Here is a 16,333-nt window from a genome sequence, read left to right as displayed (position 1 = left end):
GCGATGGCCTCGGCGTTCGCGCGCGCGAGCGCGATGAACGGCGTGCGGTACGGGACCTCGAACAGCGGCATCCCCTGGTCGCGGCAGGCGGCTTCGAGGGCGGGCGGGATGCCGTCGCGCACCACCTCGGTGCCGAAGCCCAGTCCGCGCACTCCACGCGCGCGCAGTCGCGCGACGTAGGCGCGATAGGGAGCCGGATCGTCTTCTGCGCTGGCGCCGACCCTGGCCCAAGCGCCCGCCTCCGTCACGAACTGCGTCCCGGTCGTCAGCAGCAGCAGGTCGTCGGCGAGGAAGGGCGTCGGGTCGGCGAGGTCGGAGCTGTGCACCCACCGCAGCGGCGCGTCGAGGGCCCGCGGCGGCAGGGCGGCCTCGTCTGAGGCCAGCCGCAATCGCAGGTCGCGCCGGGCGAGCAGTGCGCGCAGCGTCGGCTGGGGATCGGTCATTGGGCTCCGAGAAGAATGGATGTACACGGCGTACGTCGCCAGCCAGAAAATGTACACGACAGCGAGTGCATCTCGGCATCCTGACCTCGTACGATCCCGACATGACCGTGATCGACCACACCATCGTCGGCGGCCCCGCCCTCGCGCAGGAACGCCGCCTCGTCACCCCGATCCCGGGCCCGCGCTCGCAGGAGTTCCTGGTGCGCAAGGCCGCCGCCGTCGCGGCGGGGGTCAGCCACACCGTGCCGATCGAGGCGGTCGCCGCCGGCGGCGGCGTCGTGGTGGATGCCGACGGCAATTCGCTCATCGACCTGGGCAGCGGTATCGCCGTCACGAGCGTCGGCAACGCGCATCCCGCCGTCGTCGCGGCGGTGCAGGATGCCGTCGCCCAGATGACCCACACGTGCTTCATGATCTCGCCGTACGAGTCCTACGTCGCCGTCGCCGAGAAGCTCAACCGGCTCACCCCCGGCGACCACGTCAAGAAGTCCGCCCTCTTCAACTCGGGCGCCGAGGCGGTCGAGAACGCCGTCAAGATCGCCCGCAGGTACACCGGCCGTCCCGCCGTCGTCGCGTTCGACCACGCCTACCACGGCCGCACGAACCTCACGATGGCGCTCACCGCCAAGTCGATGCCCTACAAGAGTGGCTTCGGTCCCTTCGCCTCCGAGGTGTACCGCGCGCCCGCGTCGTACCCGTTCCGCGACGGGCTCACCGGACCCGAGGCGGCGGCGAAGACGATCTCGCTCATCGAGAAGCAGATCGGGGCCGAGAACCTGGCGGCCGTCCTCATCGAGCCGATCCAGGGCGAGGGCGGATTCATCGTCCCCGCCGACGGCTTCCTCCCGGCCATCGTGGAGTGGTGCCGCGCGAACGGTGTCGTGTTCATCGCCGACGAGGTGCAGACCGGCTTCGCGCGCACCGGCGCGATGTTCGCGAGCGAACTGTTCGGCATCGTGCCCGACCTGATCACGACGGCCAAGGGCATCGCCGGGGGGATGCCGCTGGCCGCCGTGACCGGCCGCGCCGAGATCATGGACGCCACGCATGCCGGCGGCCTCGGCGGCACCTACGGCGGCAACCCCGTCGCGTGCGCTGCAGCCGTCGCGGCGATCGACGCGTTCGAGAACGAGGGGATGCTGGAGCACGCGCAACGGATCGGGCAGCTCCTGCGCACGCGCCTCGAAGCGCTGCAAAGCAGCGATCCGCGCATCGGCGAGGTCCGCGGTCATGGCGCGATGGTCGCGATCGAGTTCGTAGACCCCGAGACCAAGGCTCCCGATGCCGCACTCACGTCGGCGATCGCGAAGACGGCGATCGCGGCCGGCGTCATCGTGCTCACGTGCGGCACGTACGGCAACGTCATCCGCTTTCTGCCGCCGCTCACGATCGGCGACGATCTGCTCGCCGAGGGCCTGGACGTCGTGGCCGCCGCGCTGGCAGAGCTAACGTGAACGTCTCGCATCCCCGAGGCAGACTTTCTCACCCCACGGCGCGGCAGCGCCACAGAGAAGCTGCGCTGACCGTGCCCGTTGTGACCGACCGCGCCGCTTCGAGACGGCATCCGACGGGCACACTCGACGCAAACGGGCGCACTCGGCGTCAAGACCGAAAGGAACCGGGCGAATGACCACCGAGATCACGCGCGACGTCGTCATCGTCGGCGCCGGGGCCGCGGGACTGACCGCGGCGAACGAGTTGAAGAAGGCCGGACTGTCGGTCGCCGTGCTCGAGGCGCGCGACCGCGTCGGCGGGCGCCTGTGGACCGACACGATCGACGGGGCGATGCTGGAGATCGGCGGGCAGTGGGTCTCGCCCGACCAGGATGCCCTCATCGAGACCATCGACGAGCTGGGGCTCGAGACCTTCGAGCGCTACCGCGAGGGCGACAGCGTCTACATCGGCCCCGACGGCGTCGCGCACCGCTTCACGGGCGAGGTGTTCCCGGTGAGCGAGTCCACCGAGCGGATCATCGCCGAGGTCACCGCTCGCCTCGACGCGATGGTCGCAGAGGTCGATCCCGACCGGCCGTGGGCGCACCCGAACGCGGCGGAGTGGGACGCGATCTCGTGGGACGCGTGGCTGCGCCAGCAGACCGACGACGACGAGGCGATCCGCAACCTCGCCTTCCCGACCGGGCCCGCGATGCTCACCAAGCCCACCCACGCGTTCTCGCTGCTGCAGTCGCTGCTGATGGCGGCATCCGCCGGGAGCTACTCTCATCTCGTGGATGCCGACTTCATCCTCGACAAGCGCGTCGTCGGCGGTCTGCAGCAGGTGCCGCTGCTGCTGGCCGAGCGGCTCGGCGACGACGTGTTCCTGGGGCAGCCGGTGCGGACGCTGGAGTATTCGGATGCCGGCGTCACGGCCATCGCCGAGGGTGTCACGGTCCACGCGCGCCGCGCGATCCTCGCGCTCGCGCCCGTGCTGTACCACCGCATCTCGTTCGTCCCGCCGCTGCCCAGGCTGCAGCACCAGATGCATCAGCACCTGTCGATGGGCTTCGTCATCAAGGTGCATGCCGTCTACGACCGCCCGTTCTGGCGCGAGCAGGGCCTGTCCGGCACGGCGTTCAGCCCGTACGAGATCTCGCACGAGGCGTACGACAACACCAACCACGGCGACGAGCGCGGCACGCTCGTCGGGTTCGTCTCCGATCGCCTCGCCGACGACCTGTTCCGCGTCAGCGCCGACGAGCGCAAGGAGCGCATCCTCGAGTCGCTGAGCCACTACTACGGCCCCGAGGCGAAGAACCCGGTCGTCTACTACGAGAGCGACTGGGGGAGCGAGGAGTGGACGCGGGGCGCGTACGCGGCATCCTTCGACCTGGGGGGACTGCACCGCTACGGCGCCGACCTGCGCACCCCTGTCGGGCCGATCGGCTTCGCCTGCAGCGACCTCGCGGGCGCGGGCTACCAGCACGTCGACGGCGCGATCCGCATGGGCCGCCTCGTCGCCGGGCAGATCATCGAGGAGTTGCACACATGACCGGTCACATCGTCGTGGGATACACCGCGACCAAGCAGGGGCGGGATGCCGTCGCGTTCGCCGCGCGCCTGGCCGCCGCGACGGATGCCGTGTTGGATGTCGCGACCATCCTGCCGAGTCCCGACCGCAGCGTCATCACGCCGCCCGATGCCTCGTACGACCGCTACCTGCATGCGCAGGCGCAACAATGGATCGCCCGCGCGATCGACCGCATCCCCGCCGAGGTCATCGCCCACGCGCACGTGCGCACCGCGGAGTCCTTCGCCGAGGGCCTCGTCACGGTCGCGGGCGAACTCGCTGCCTCGTACATCGTGGTGGGCGCCGCCGACGGCGCTTCGCGCGGGCAGCATCGCCTGGGCTCCACGACGACCGAGCTGCTGCACTTCTCCGACGTCCCGGTGGTGCTGGTGCCGCGCGGCGCCCGCAAGGTCGCGCCCGAGACGGGCATCTCCCGGGTCACGGTCGCGATCGGCGTCCGCCCCGGCGCCGACGCCCTCATCACCGAGGCCGCCGAGCTCGCGCACACGGTCGGCATCCCGGTGCGCCTGCTGTCGCTGCTGCCGGTCGATCTTCCGGCGAACGCCGATCCCGGGGCGATCCGCATCGCGAGCACGACGAGGGCGGACGACGTGCTCGCCGCCGCCCAGGCCGAGCTTCCTTCCGGACTGTCCACCGATGTCGTCGTCGCCGCCGGTGACAGCATCGAGGAGGCGGTCTCGTACCTCGACTGGCGTCCCGGCGAGGTGGTGCTCGTCGGATCGAGCCGGCTCGCGCAGCCGCGCAGGCTGTTCCTCGGCTCCACCGCCGCGAAGATGCTCCGTGAGATCACCGTCCCGGTGATCGTCGTCCCCCGTACTCGCTCCACCGCCGGTTCCACCGAGACAGGTTCCACCCCGATGAAGGAGCAAGAGCAATGAGTGCACCCGAAGCCGCTCCCCTGGCCCCCACCTCCGGTGGCGACGCCGGCGGACTGTCCGGCAAGGGCCTGAGCGCCGGGACGGTGGGCCTGATCGGCGCCGTCGTCATCGGCATCTCCTGCATCGCCCCCGCGTACACCCTGACCGCGGCCCTGGGCCCGACGGTGTCGGAAGTCGGGTTCCAGGTGCCGGCGATCATCCTCGTCGGCTTCATCCCGATGCTGCTCGTCGCGTTCGGCTACCGCGAGCTCAACCGCTCCATGCCGGACTCGGGCACCTCCTTCACGTGGGCCGCGCGCGCCTTCGGCCCCTGGATCGGCTGGATGGCCGGCTGGGGCCTCGTGGCCGCGACGATCCTCGTGCTCTCGAACCTCGCCGGCATCGCCGTGGAGTTCCTGTTCCTGCTGATCGATCAGCTCGCCGGCAACCCCGGCACGATCGCGGAGCTCGCATTCAACCCGTTCATCAACGTCGCGGTTTGTCTGTTGTTCATGCTGGGCGCGACCCTCGTCTCGTACCGCGACATGCAGACGACGCAGAAGCTGCAGTACGTCCTCGTCACCTTCCAGGTGCTCGTGCTGCTGGCCTTCTCGATCACCGCGTTCGTGCACGTCTCGCAGGGGGATGCCGGCGCCGCGTTCGATCCGAGCCCCGTCGAGCTGTCGTGGTTCAATCCGTTCGCCGTCGGCTCGGTCGCCGCCGTCGTCGCGGGCCTCTCACTGTCGATCTTCATCTTCTGGGGGTGGGACGTCACCCTCACGATGAACGAGGAGACGCGCAACCCCGAGAAGACGCCCGGGCGCGCCGCAACCCTCACGGTGCTCACGATCGTCGCCCTCTACCTGCTGCTGTCGGTCTCACTCCTCTCGTTCGCGGGCATCGGCGAGGGCGAACTCGGGCTCGGCAATCCCGACATCCAGTCGAACGTGTTCTTCTATCTCTCCGGCCCGGTGCTGGGCCCCCTCGCGTTCCTCGTCTCGCTCGCCGTGCTGACGAGCTCGGCGTCCTCGCTGCAGTCGACCTTCGTCTCGCCCGCACGGACCCTGCTCGCGATGGGTCACTACGGCGCGCTGCCGCCGCAGTTCGCCAAGGTCAGCCCGCGGTTCTTCACGCCCGGGTACGCGACGGTCGCCGCCTCGATCGTGGCGTCCGCCTTCTACGCCGTGATGCGCTTCGTCAGCGAAGATGCCCTGTGGGACACCATCACCGCGCTCGGAATGATGATCTGCTTCTACTACGGCATCACGGCCTTTGCGTGCGTCTGGTACTTCCGCAAGCAGTGGTTCGACTCGGTGCGCTCGTTCCTGTTCACGCTGCTGTTCCCGCTCGTCGGAGGCTCGATCCTCGTCGCACTGTTCGTCATGACACTCGTAGACAGCACCAACCCGGACTACGGCAGCGGGTCGAACATCGCGGGTGTGGGACTGGTGTTCATCCTCGGTGTCGCCGTCATCGGGATCGGCATCGTCATCATGATCTGGCAATCGATCAAACGTCCGGCATTCTTCCGGGGCGAGACCCTCGCGGTCGACGCTCCGCCCAGCATCCGGAGACTGCGCGAGGCGGCGCGGCAATGATCTCGGAGAAGGAACTGCTCGACAAGGTGCCCCGTGGCCTGTTCATCGCCGGGAGCTGGACCGACGGCGGCGCCGGGGCCTTCCCGGTGATCGACCCCGCGACGGGCGAGACGCTCGTCGAGATCGCCGACGCGACGCCCGAAGACGGCATCCGGGCGCTGGATGCCGCGGTCGCCGCGCAACAGGAGTGGGCTGCGACGCCGCCGCGGACCCGCAGCGACATCCTGCGCCGCGCGTTCGACCTGTTGATGGCGCGGGCCGACGAGTTCGCGCTGCTCATGACGCTCGAGATGGGCAAGCCCCTCCCCGAGGCACGCGGAGAGGTGACCTACGGCGGCGAGTTCCTGCGCTGGTTCAGCGAGGAAGCGGTGCGCATCTCGGGCCGCTACGGGCTGAACCCCGAGGGGACGGGGCGCATGGTGATCAGCCAGCGCCCGGTCGGTCCGTGCTTCTTCATCACGCCGTGGAACTTCCCGCTCGCGATGGCGACCCGCAAGATCGCGCCCGCGCTCGCCGCCGGGTGCACCGTCGTCGTCAAACCCGCCGAGCTCACGCCGCTGACGACGCTCGCGTTCGTCGCGCTGCTCGAAGAGGCGGGCCTGCCCGCCGGGGTGGTCAACGTCGTCACGACGACGCACTCCGCCGCCCTGTCGGGCCCGATCATCGCTGACCCGCGGCTGCGGAAGCTCTCGTTCACTGGCTCGACGCCCGTCGGCAAGAAGCTCATCGCGCAGGCGGCCGAGGGCGTGCTGCGCGTGTCGATGGAGCTCGGCGGCAACGCCCCGTTCGTCGTGTTCGACGACGCCGACCTCGACAAGGCCGTCGACGGCGCGATGCTCGCGAAGTTCCGCAACATCGGCCAGGCCTGCACGGCGTCGAACCGCTTCATCGTGCACCGCTCCGTCGCAGGCGAGTTCGCGCGCCGGGTCACGGAGCGCGTCGCCGCGATGCGCGTGGGCCGCGGCACCGAGGACGGCGTGCAGATCGGACCGCTCATCGACCGCAAGGCCGTCGAGGGCACCGAGGCGCTCGTGACGGATGCCGTCGCGCGCGGCGCGACCGTGCTCGCAGGCGGCGCGCCGATCGAAGGACCCGGCACGTTCTTCGCCCCGACGGTGATCTCGGGCGTGGCGGCGGGCAGCAGCATCCTTCGTGAGGAGATCTTCGGACCCGTCCTCGCCATCGCGACCTTCGAGGACGAGGACGAGGCGGTGCGCCTCGCCAACGACACCGAGTACGGGCTCGTCTCGTACGTGTTCACGCGTGACCTCGCGCGCGGGCACCGGATGATCGACCGCCTCGAAACCGGCATGATGGGCCTGAACGCGGGGGTCGTCTCGAACGCCGCCGCGCCCTTCGGCGGCGTCAAGCAGTCGGGTGTCGGCCGCGAGGGCGGGCTCGAAGGCATCCACGAGTTCCTGTCGACGAAGTACACGCTCATCCCCGCGGACTGACGCGGGTTCGATCTGGAGGAGAACGATGACTTACGCAGTGGTGAACCCCGCTACCGGTGAGACCCTTGCCACCTATCCGACGGCGACGGATGCCGAGGTCCAAGCGGCCGTCGCGGCCGCCGACGCCGCGGCCCGTGGCTGGGCGCGCACCTCGACCCCGGCCGAGCGCGCCGAGCTGCTGCGGCGGGTCGCCGAGCTGCATCGTGAGCGTCGCGACGAGCTCGCCGCGATCATCGTGCGCGAGATGGGCAAGCCCCTGGCGGCCGCCGAGGGCGAGGTGGACTTCGCCGCCGACATCACCGAGTTCTACGCCGACCACATCGACGAGATCACCGGCGACACACCCCTTCCGATCCTCGCGGAGGGCACCGCGGTCATCCGGCGGGCGCCGCTCGGGGTGCTGCTCGGGATCATGCCGTGGAACTTCCCGTACTACCAGGTCGCGCGCTTCGCGGCGCCCAACCTCGCGCTCGGCAACACGATCCTGCTCAAGCACGCGCCGCAGTGCCCCGAGTCGGCGGCCGCGATCGCCGAGATGTATGCCGACGCGGGCTTCCCTGAGGGCGCGTATGCCGACGTGCGGCTGACGAACGAGCAGGCAGCCGCCGTCATCGCCGACCGTCGTGTGCACGGTGTCTCGGTGACCGGCTCGGAGCGCGCGGGCGCGGCGGTCGCCGAGGTCGCGGGGCGCAACCTCAAGAAGGTCGTGCTCGAGCTCGGCGGCTCGGACCCGTTCATCCTGCTCTCGACGCCCGACCTGGACGCCACGGTGCAGGCGGCCGTCGACGCGCGCCTCGACAACAACGGGCAGTCCTGCAACGCCGCCAAGCGCTTCATCATCTCCGACGACCTGTACGACGGATTCCTGGAGCGTTTCGTCGCTGCGCTGTCGGAGGCGAAGGTGGGCGACCCGTTCGCGGACGACACCGTGCTCGGCCCGCTGTCGTCCCTTGCGGCGGCGGAGCGCCTGCAGGAGCAGGTCGACCGGGCGGTGGCCCAGGGCGCGACCCTCGTGACCGGCGGCACGCGCGACGGCGCGTACTTCCCCGGGACGGTGCTCACGGGGGTGACCCCGGCGATGGACGCGTACCGCGAGGAGTTCTTCGGCCCGGTCGGAGTCGTCTACCGAGTCAGTGGCGAGGACGAGGCGATCGAGGTGGCCAACGGCACCGAGTTCGGGCTGGGGTCGTACGTGTTCACGACCGACCCCGCGCAGGCGGAGCGCATCGCCGACCGGATCGATGCCGGCATGGTCTACGTCAACCTCGTGCTCGCCGATTCGCCCGAGCTGCCGTTCGGCGGCGTCAAGCGCAGTGGCACCGGCCGCGAGATGGGGCTGCTCGCCGCCGACGAGTTCGTCAACAAGAAGCTCATCCGCACCGCCGGCTGACCCCGCTGCCCTGCCACGGTGGCGTGCCCCGCTGGTGGGGTCGCATGTGGTCGCATTCTGTGTCTCGTGGCGACGATGTGTGACCCCGCCGCCCTGCCCCGGTGGTCGAGTGCCGCGCCCGTCAGGGCGCGGTGTATCGAGACCACCGCAACCGGCTCACAACCGCTTTGTACCGGCATCCGGCACTGGCGTGTTGCGGCTCGGAGGGGAAGGATGGGGACATGGACAACACCGATGCCGTCCGCCTGCTCACTGACGACGAATGCTGGGATCGCTTGGCCGAACAAGAGCTCGGCCGCCTTGTGACGCACGTGGGGGACGTGCTCGATGTCTTCCCGGTGAACTACACGGTCGACAATGAGAGCATCGTTTTCCGCACTGCCGAGGGCAGCAAGCTGACCGAGTTGACGATCAACGAGCAGGTGCTCTTCGAGGTCGATGAGTACACCGACACCGACGCGTGGAGCGTCGTGCTGCGCGGCACGGCGCAACGGCTCGACACGCCCGAGGAGGTGCGCGCGGCCGACGAGCTGCCGTTGAAGCCGTGGATCCCCACGCTCAAGTACAACTACGTGCGGATCGTCGCATCCTCGCTGTCGGGCCGCGACATTCAGCGGGGCGAGGAGCCCGACCGCTACGGGGTGCAGGACTACTGACGGTTCGCGCGTCCAGGGGCCATGACGTACACTGGACGGTGCAGTTGAAGTCTGCATTCTTTTGCCGTGCCCGCGTGGCCGCGGTGCATGGGAATGCGGCTTCTGACCCGCGAGGTCTCCGGATCTCTAGGGCGGTAGCTCAATTGGCAGAGCAGCGGTCTCCAAAACCGCAGGTTGCAGGTTCGATTCCTGTCCGCCCTGCGCGTCAGCATGAAAGTTGACACACAGCGCGCGCCAGCACATGGTGGCGCGGAAGCAAGTCCAAGTCAGTTACACGGGTGGGTGCATGGTTCAGGAAGAGGCGCGCGGCGAGGTCGTCGCAGGCGGTACGCCCCGCGAGAAGAAGCTGAACTTCTTCCAGCGGATCGCCCTCTTCATCCGCCAGGTCTTCGCCGAACTCCGCAAGGTCGTCACCCCGACCCGCCAGGAGCTGGTGAAGTTCACGGCGGTGGTCCTGGGATTCGTCGTCGTGATGATGGCGCTCGTTTACGGCCTCGACCTGCTCTTCACCTGGGTGGTGCAGGCCGTCTTCGGCGTTCCGAACTAAGCGCGCGACGCAGCTGTGACCGCACGACCCCCGATGGAAGAGAATCTACGTGCCTGAGAAGTACACCGACGACGCCGATTGGGCGACCGCCGCCGAGCAGTCCAGCGAGGACGACGAAGCGCAGGAAGGCAATGTCCTGGCGGCGGAGGAGCGTTCGTCCGCTCCCGCCGAGCACCTCGCCATCCACGTCGTCGGCGACGACACAGACGCGGATGCCGACGAGGACACGGACCTGGATGACATCGAGATCGAAGACCCGGAGGCAGACGCCATCGTGAACGACGCACTGGAGATCGACGAGGCCGCGGAGGCCCAGGCCGCCGCGGAGGTGCTGACCGACTCCCTCGCGGAGGAGGAGGCCGATCGCGCCGCCGAGGCCGCTGACGAGGTCGCGCCCTACGACGGCCCCGACGTGAACGGCGAAGACGACGCACCAGAACTGGACGAGGACTTCGTCGCCGACGTCGCCGTGGCGGCGGAGATCGTGGACGAGACCCCCGAGGACCCGTACGACGCGTTCCGCGCCGACCTGCGGGAGCTGCCGGGTAAGTGGTATGTCATCCACTCGTACGCGGGCTTCGAGCGCAAGGTCAAGGCCAACATCGAGCAGCGCAAGAACTCGCTCGAGGTCGAAGAGGACATCTACCAGGTCGAGGTCCCGATGGAGGACGTCGTCGAGATCAAGAACGGTCAGCGCAAGATGGTCACGCGCGTCCGGATCCCCGGCTACGTGCTCGTGCGCATGGAGCTCAACGAGGACACCTGGTCAGTCGTGCGTCACACCCCCGGTGTGACCGGCTTCGTCGGCAACGCGCACAACCCGACGCCGCTGCGCTTCGAAGAGGCCTTCAACATGCTGAAGTCCCTCGTGCAGGTCACCGAGACCGCGCCGGCCAAGGGTGCCGCGGCCAAGGGCTCCGCGACGCAGACACGCTCGGTCGTCACCGAGGTCGACTTCGAGATCGGCGAGACCATCACGATCAAGGAGGGCTCGTTCGCGGGCCTTCCGGGCACGATCAGCGAGATCAAGCCCGAGAGCGGCAAGCTCACCGTGCTCGTCTCGCTCTTCGAGCGCGAGACCCCGGTCGAGCTGTCGTTCGACCAGGTCACCAAGCAATAGGTCCCAGCCGGTCGGGAGCGGTCCGCCGTCGCCGCCTGCGCGCGTGCACACACTCGACTTGCCTCGATTGGTCGTATTCCGCGACGTGAAGCGACAGAATCCGGCAAGTCGCCAGTCGGAGTTCACCCGACTTGCCGTGATTGGTCGCGTCCGCGAGCGCGAGACGACCGAACTCGGCAAGTCGCGTGAGTGCGGGTGTGGGCGCGCCGGGGCGGATGCCGAGGGTGACGGCATCCGGTAGACTTGAGCGGTTGCGTCCATGGACGCGACCCATCCACCACCACACTCGGCGCACGGCCGAGCCGTGGCAGCGCGCCGCCCGACAGGTTCGGGTGACGCTCGACGAAAGGAAAGCAATGGCACCGAAGAAGAAGGTGACCGGCCTGATCAAGCTCCAGATCAACGCCGGCGCCGCCAACCCGGCGCCGCCGATCGGGCCCGCGCTCGGTCAGCACGGCGTCAACATCATGGAGTTCTGCAAGGCGTACAACGCCGCGACCGAGTCGCAGCGCGGCAACGTCATCCCGGTGGAGATCACCGTCTACGAGGACCGGAGCTTCACGTTCGTCCTCAAGACCCCGCCGGCGGCAGAGCTCATCAAGAAGGCCGCAGGCGTCGGCAAGGGTGCGGCCAACCCGCTGACGACCAAGGTGGGCAAGCTCACGAAGGAGCAGGTCCGCCAGATCGCCGAGACCAAGCAGCCCGACCTGAACGCGAACGACATCGAGGCCGCCTCGCTGATCATCGCCGGCACCGCCCGCTCCATGGGCATCACGGTTGAGGACTGAGGGGAACGACACATGGCTAAGTCCAAGGTTTACGAAGCCGCCGCGGCGAAGATCGACCGCGACAAGTTCTACACGTCCACCGAGGCCGTCGGCCTCGCCAAGGAGACCGGCTCCAAGAAGTTCGACTCCACCGTCGAGGTCGCCCTCAAGCTCGCGGTCGACCCGCGCAAGGCGGACCAGATGGTCCGCGGCACGGTCATCCTGCCGCACGGCACCGGCAAGACCGCCCGCGTCATCGTCTTCGCGACCGGTCCCGCCGCCGAAGCCGCCATCGCGGCCGGAGCGGACGAGGTCGGCGGCGCCGAGCTCATCGCGAAGGTCGCCGACGGCTGGACCGCGTTCGACGCGGCCGTCGCCACGCCCGAGCTCATGGGCCAGGTCGGCCGGCTCGGCAAGGTCCTCGGTCCCCGTGGCCTCATGCCGAACCCGAAGACCGGCACGGTGACCCCCAACCCGGCCAAGGCCGTGGAGGAGATCAAGGGCGGCAAGATCGAGTTCCGCGTCGACAAGCACGCCAATGTGCATTTCGTCGTCGGCAAGGCCTCGTTCACGGCCGAGCAGCTGGACGAGAACTTCAAGGCCGCGCTCGAGGAGATCGTGCGCCTGAAGCCGTCGAGCTCGAAGGGCCGCTACATCCAGAAGGGCGCCATGTCGACGACGTTCGGCCCCGGCATCCCGCTGGACGTCGCCTCCATCGCCTGACGCATTTCGCGAGAAGACCCCCGGCCTGCTGGTCGGGGGTCTTCTGCTTGGGTGGGGATGCCGAGGGCCGCGCCGTGGGGGTGAGAAAACCCCGCTCAGGGAGGCGAGACTTTCGCAGCACCCGCCCCGCCGTCTACGCGGTCCGCCGCGGCGCGGACCCGATCGGCGGTCTCGCGGGCCAATCGCGCGCTGAGGCCGACGTGCTCGCGCGGGTCGAGGAGCACCCGGATCTCCTCGGCCGTGAGGCGGTCGGCGACGGCGGGATCAGCGGCGAGCACGTCGGCGAACAACTCGCCCGACGTCGCCGATCGAACCGCGGCGGTATGGACGACGGCGTGCGCCTGCTGCCTGCCGATCCGCTCGGCGAGCCGCATCATGACCGCCTCGGCGCTGATCAATCCCCTGGTGAGGGTGAGGTTCTCGCGCATCCGGCTCGGGTGGACGATCAGCCCCGACAGCACTCGCTCGAGTCCCTCGAGGATGCCGTCGACGAGCACCGCGGACTGCTCCACGGCCCGGTCCATCATCGCCGAGCGGGCACCGTCGACCTCGTGTGCCTGGATCGTCGCCTCCAGCGCGAGCGGCACGAGCGCCCGGGCCTGCGCCGCCGCCGTAATGATGCCCATGGACGTCTTCGCGTTGCGCTTCTGCGGCATCGTCGAGCTGCCGACATCCGTCGCGGGCAGCGCCTCTTCGACCTCGCCGAACTCCGCCGACATCAGCCGCACGACCTCCTCGGCGATCGACTGTGCCGACGCGGCGATGAGCCCGAGTGCACTCACCCACTCGGCGAAGTGGTCGATGACGGCGCGCGAGGGCAGCGGCATCGGCACAAGGCCCACCCGGTCCGCGACGCCGCGCTGGATCTGCGGACCGACGTCGCCGAACGTGGCGAACGTGCCCGCAGCGCCGCCGGTCATCGACACGAACAGGCGCGGCTCGACCTCCCGCATCCGCTGCAGATTCCGCGCCATGATGTCCGCCCACACGGCGGCCTTGAACCCGAACGTGATCGGCACGGCGTGCTGCCCGTGTGTGCGGCCCGCCATCACGGTGTCGGCGTGGCGCTCGGCGAGGTCCGCGAGCACGCGCAGCACGCGTTCCAGTCGGCCGACGAGAACGCGATGTGCGTCGCGGATGCCGATCGTGTCACCGGTCTGCTGGATGTTCTGCGTCGTCGCACCCCAGTGCACCCAACCGCCGTGTTCGGGGCCCGCAAGCTCGGCGAGAGCGGCGACGAGCGGCACCATGACGTGACCGGCCGCAGCCTCTGCCGCTGTCAGTGCGTCCTCGTCGATCAGATCGAAGTCGGCGTGAGCTGCGATGGCCTGCGCTGCCTCGGCCGGTACGACGCCGGCATCCGCCTCTGCGCCCGCCAGTGCCGCCTCGACGTCGAGCCAGCGCTGGCGCCGCGCGCGCGGCGTGAACAGGTCCGCGACCGCGGCTTCTCGCTCGGAATCGTCGAGCTGCGTCATGTCAGACCTCCTGACCCGACCGACCGGATCCCAACATCGGGCGTCGCACGCGCGGTATCAGAGCGGACGGACGTGGCGCTCGGCCAGTTCGACCACCTTCGCGACTCGGCGCGCGTACTTCGGTTCGGTCTCACCGAGCCAGTCGGTGCTCATCCATGCCTTGGCGACCTCCATGGCGAGCGCCGAGCCGATGATCTTGCCGCCGATGCACAGCACGTTCGTGTCGGAGTGGGACCGCGCGAGGGCCGCGCAGAACGGATCCTGAGCGACGGCGGCGAACACGCCGGGCAGCTTGTTGGCGATCATGGCCGATCCGTAGCCGACGCCGTCGACGAAGATCCCGCGGTCGCAGTCGCCGCTGGCCACGGCGAGGGATGCCGGATACACGAAGTCCGGAAGGTCGCAGGCCTCTTCGTCGTACGTACCGAAGTCGACGACCTCGTGCCCCGTCGATCGCAACCACGCGGCGATCTCGTACTTCAGGCTCGTGCCGGCATGGTCATTCGCCATCGCAATGCGCATGAACCCCACGCTACTCGCAGTCGCGGCGCGGTATCACCGCCGCACCTCGAACGCGGGCGAGCCGGTCGGATCCACATCGCTCACCCGGCATTCCGCGACCCAACCACCGCGCGGCCCCCGTCGGGCCCAGTCGACGACCGTCTGCACCGCGGCATCCGTCCCCTCGACCTCGGCCTCGACACTGCCGTCCGGACAGTTGCGCACCCACCCGGTGGCGCCGGCATTGCCCGCGACGAGCTGCATCGTGTAGCGGAATCCGACGCCCTGCACCTGCCCGGTTACCACGATGTGCACACGCTTCATGCTTCCATCCTGCCGCTGCTGCGGCCCAGACGGACTCAGGTCGGCCAGACGAGGCTCACCGCGATCGCGATCATGACGACGGCGATGACTCCGTCGAGCACGCGCCATGCCCGCGGTGTCGCAAGCCAGCGCCCGAGATAGCGCGAGCCGAGGGCGAGCGAGAAGAACCAGGCGAAGGATGCCGCCGCAGCCCCGGCCGCGAACCACCAGCGCTGATCGCCGTGCGTGCTGGCGACGGATCCGAGGAGGAACACCGTATCGAGGTAGACGTGGGGGTTCAGCCACGTCAGCGCGAGGCATGTCGCGAGCACGGGGGCGAGCCGCGACCGCGTCGCCGTCGGAGCGGCAACGGTGGGCGCGGTGCCTGCGGCATCCACCGGCGCCACGTGCAGCGCGTCGCCCGACGGGCGCAGCGCGCGTCGCGCTGCGAGCACCCCGTAGCAGACGAGGAACACGAACCCCGCCCACCGCACGGCCGTGATGAGCCACGGTGCGCCGTGGAGCACGAGTCCCACGCCGGAGACGCCGAGCGCGATCAGGGCCGCATCCGAGATCGCGCAGACCGCGGCGACCGCGGTCGCGTGGTCGCGGCGGACGCCCTGCCGTAGCACGAAGAGATTCTGCGCTCCGATCGCCACGATCAGCGACAGGCCAAGGCCGAACCCGGCGACCAGTGCAGCAGTCAGGGGTGCAGTGGTCACCCTCCGACGCTAGGCGGTCGACGGATCGATAGTCCAGTTCATGATTCTGCAGAAGCCTAAGCTGTGCTTATGTTATCTCGCCTTCCCGCCGAGCTCGCTCTCACTCTCGCCGCCGTCGTCGACGAGGGCAGCCTGGATGCCGCGGCCACACGGCTGCACGTCACCCCGTCGGCGATCAGTCAGCGCATCAAGGCGCTCGAGGAGCAACTCGGACGCGTGCTCCTGATCCGCTCCAAACCCGTGCGGCCGACCGCGGCTGCGCACCCCGTGATCCGCTTCGCGCGGCAACTGACGCTCCTCGAACACGAGGCCATCACGACACTCGGTGCCGACCGGGACCGACTGAGCCTTCCGCTCGCCGTCAACGCCGACTCGCTGGCGACCTGGTTTCTCGCGCCCCTGGAGCGCGTGAGCGCCCGGCATCCGGTCGTCTTCGAGCTGCACCGCGACGATCAGGACTTCACCGCCGCGATGCTGGAATCGGGCACTGTCATGGGCGCGGTCACGTCGCGCGCCGAGCCCGTCGCCGGGTGCCGCGTGAGCCCACTCGGCACGCTCGTCTACGAGGCGGTCGCGACGCCCGCGTTCGTGGACGCGTGGTTCGGGAAGGGCGCGCCGGGTGGCGAGGCGCTCGCGGTGGCTCCCGTCATCGACTTCGACCGGCGAGACGAGCTGCAGTCGCGCTGGCTTGCCGCCCGCGGGGCGGATCCCGCGCTTCCGCCGCGCCATCGAGTGCCGGCATCGCATGAC

17 protein-coding genes and 1 tRNA gene are annotated in these 16,333 nt (G+C 69.4%); 13 read left to right on the top strand and 5 right to left on the bottom strand.

The window, feature by feature from the left end; all coding sequences use genetic code 11:
• The coding region (locus WBP48_RS14830) for a PucR family transcriptional regulator ligand-binding domain-containing protein (RefSeq protein ID WP_424441524.1) at positions 1 to 443 on the bottom strand (443 nt) is incomplete at its 3' end.
• 101 nt (positions 444 to 544) lie between these two features.
• On the opposite strand from WBP48_RS14830, the gene gabT reads away from it, so the two are divergent.
• The 12 genes from gabT (at position 545) to rplA (ending at position 12,582) form a co-directional block, all read left to right on the top strand.
• Positions 545 to 1,897: a 4-aminobutyrate--2-oxoglutarate transaminase gene (gene gabT / locus WBP48_RS14825; RefSeq protein ID WP_424441523.1), complete on the top strand. Its 1,353-nt coding sequence runs from the start codon at positions 545 to 547 to the stop codon at positions 1,895 to 1,897.
• A gap of 172 nt (positions 1,898 to 2,069) precedes the next feature.
• Positions 2,070 to 3,431: a flavin monoamine oxidase family protein gene (locus WBP48_RS14820; protein ID WP_424441522.1), complete on the top strand. Its 1,362-nt coding sequence runs from the start codon at positions 2,070 to 2,072 to the stop codon at positions 3,429 to 3,431.
• Positions 3,428 to 4,348: a universal stress protein gene (locus WBP48_RS14815; RefSeq protein WP_424441521.1), complete on the top strand. Its 921-nt coding sequence runs from the start codon at positions 3,428 to 3,430 to the stop codon at positions 4,346 to 4,348. The genes WBP48_RS14820 and WBP48_RS14815 overlap by 4 nt, the downstream gene beginning before the upstream one ends.
• Entirely contained in the window at positions 4,345 to 5,925 is a 1,581-nt protein-coding gene (locus WBP48_RS14810) for an APC family permease (RefSeq protein ID WP_424441520.1), read from the top strand. Before WBP48_RS14815 ends, WBP48_RS14810 begins: the two co-directional genes overlap by 4 nt.
• Entirely contained in the window at positions 5,922 to 7,379 is a 1,458-nt protein-coding gene (locus WBP48_RS14805) for an NAD-dependent succinate-semialdehyde dehydrogenase (RefSeq protein ID WP_424441519.1), read from the top strand. Before WBP48_RS14810 ends, WBP48_RS14805 begins: the two co-directional genes overlap by 4 nt.
• A gap of 25 nt (positions 7,380 to 7,404) precedes the next feature.
• Positions 7,405 to 8,769: an NAD-dependent succinate-semialdehyde dehydrogenase gene (locus WBP48_RS14800; RefSeq protein ID WP_424441518.1), complete on the top strand. Its 1,365-nt coding sequence runs from the start codon at positions 7,405 to 7,407 to the stop codon at positions 8,767 to 8,769.
• A 221-nt stretch (positions 8,770 to 8,990) separates the two neighbouring features.
• Positions 8,991 to 9,425 carry a pyridoxamine 5'-phosphate oxidase family protein gene (locus tag WBP48_RS14795; protein WP_424441517.1) on the top strand — a complete coding sequence of 145 codons (435 nt, stop codon included), beginning with the start codon at positions 8,991 to 8,993 and terminating at the stop codon, positions 9,423 to 9,425.
• 128 nt (positions 9,426 to 9,553) lie between these two features.
• Positions 9,554 to 9,626, top strand: a tRNA-Trp gene (locus WBP48_RS14790).
• An 85-nt stretch (positions 9,627 to 9,711) separates the two neighbouring features.
• On the top strand, positions 9,712 to 9,972 hold the full coding sequence (gene secE / locus WBP48_RS14785) for a preprotein translocase subunit SecE (RefSeq protein ID WP_424441516.1): 261 nt from the start codon (positions 9,712 to 9,714) through the stop codon (positions 9,970 to 9,972).
• 49 nt (positions 9,973 to 10,021) lie between these two features.
• On the top strand, positions 10,022 to 11,092 hold the full coding sequence (gene nusG, locus WBP48_RS14780; protein ID WP_424441515.1) for a transcription termination/antitermination protein NusG: 1,071 nt from the start codon (positions 10,022 to 10,024) through the stop codon (positions 11,090 to 11,092).
• 356 nt (positions 11,093 to 11,448) lie between these two features.
• Positions 11,449 to 11,880 carry a 50S ribosomal protein L11 gene (gene rplK / locus WBP48_RS14775; protein ID WP_424441514.1) on the top strand — a complete coding sequence of 144 codons (432 nt, stop codon included), beginning with the start codon at positions 11,449 to 11,451 and terminating at the stop codon, positions 11,878 to 11,880.
• A 12-nt stretch (positions 11,881 to 11,892) separates the two neighbouring features.
• Complete coding sequence (rplA, locus tag WBP48_RS14770) at positions 11,893 to 12,582, top strand: 50S ribosomal protein L1 (RefSeq protein WP_424441513.1); 690 nt, start codon at positions 11,893 to 11,895, stop codon at positions 12,580 to 12,582.
• A 95-nt stretch (positions 12,583 to 12,677) separates the two neighbouring features.
• On the opposite strand, the gene WBP48_RS14765 is transcribed toward rplA, so the two are convergent.
• Genes WBP48_RS14765 through WBP48_RS14750 form a run of 4 tightly spaced genes read right to left on the bottom strand, consistent with a single transcriptional unit; the run spans position 12,678 to position 15,583 of the window.
• Positions 12,678 to 14,057, bottom strand: coding sequence for a class-II fumarase/aspartase family protein (locus tag WBP48_RS14765; protein ID WP_424441512.1), 1,380 nt, complete (start codon positions 14,055 to 14,057; stop codon positions 12,678 to 12,680).
• Positions 14,058 to 14,114: 57 nt separating this feature from the next.
• The gene (locus WBP48_RS14760; protein ID WP_424441511.1) at positions 14,115 to 14,579 is read right to left on the bottom strand and encodes an RpiB/LacA/LacB family sugar-phosphate isomerase; all 465 of its coding nucleotides are present in this window, start codon (positions 14,577 to 14,579) and stop codon (positions 14,115 to 14,117) included.
• A 33-nt stretch (positions 14,580 to 14,612) separates the two neighbouring features.
• Positions 14,613 to 14,882: an acylphosphatase gene (locus WBP48_RS14755; RefSeq protein WP_424441510.1), complete on the bottom strand. Its 270-nt coding sequence runs from the start codon at positions 14,880 to 14,882 to the stop codon at positions 14,613 to 14,615.
• Between the two features lie 35 nt (positions 14,883 to 14,917).
• Positions 14,918 to 15,583 carry a LysE/ArgO family amino acid transporter gene (locus WBP48_RS14750; RefSeq protein ID WP_424441509.1) on the bottom strand — a complete coding sequence of 222 codons (666 nt, stop codon included), beginning with the start codon at positions 15,581 to 15,583 and terminating at the stop codon, positions 14,918 to 14,920.
• Between the two features lie 69 nt (positions 15,584 to 15,652).
• Here WBP48_RS14750 and WBP48_RS14745 point away from each other — a divergent pair.
• A partial coding sequence (locus WBP48_RS14745; protein ID WP_424441508.1) for an ArgP/LysG family DNA-binding transcriptional regulator occupies positions 15,653 to 16,333 on the top strand: 681 nt, incomplete at its 3' end.

The organism is Microbacterium sp. (assembly GCF_049661145.1).
Taxonomy (GTDB): Bacteria; Actinomycetota; Actinomycetes; order Actinomycetales; family Microbacteriaceae; genus Microbacterium.
This window is presented reverse-complemented; position numbering and strand designations above follow the sequence as displayed.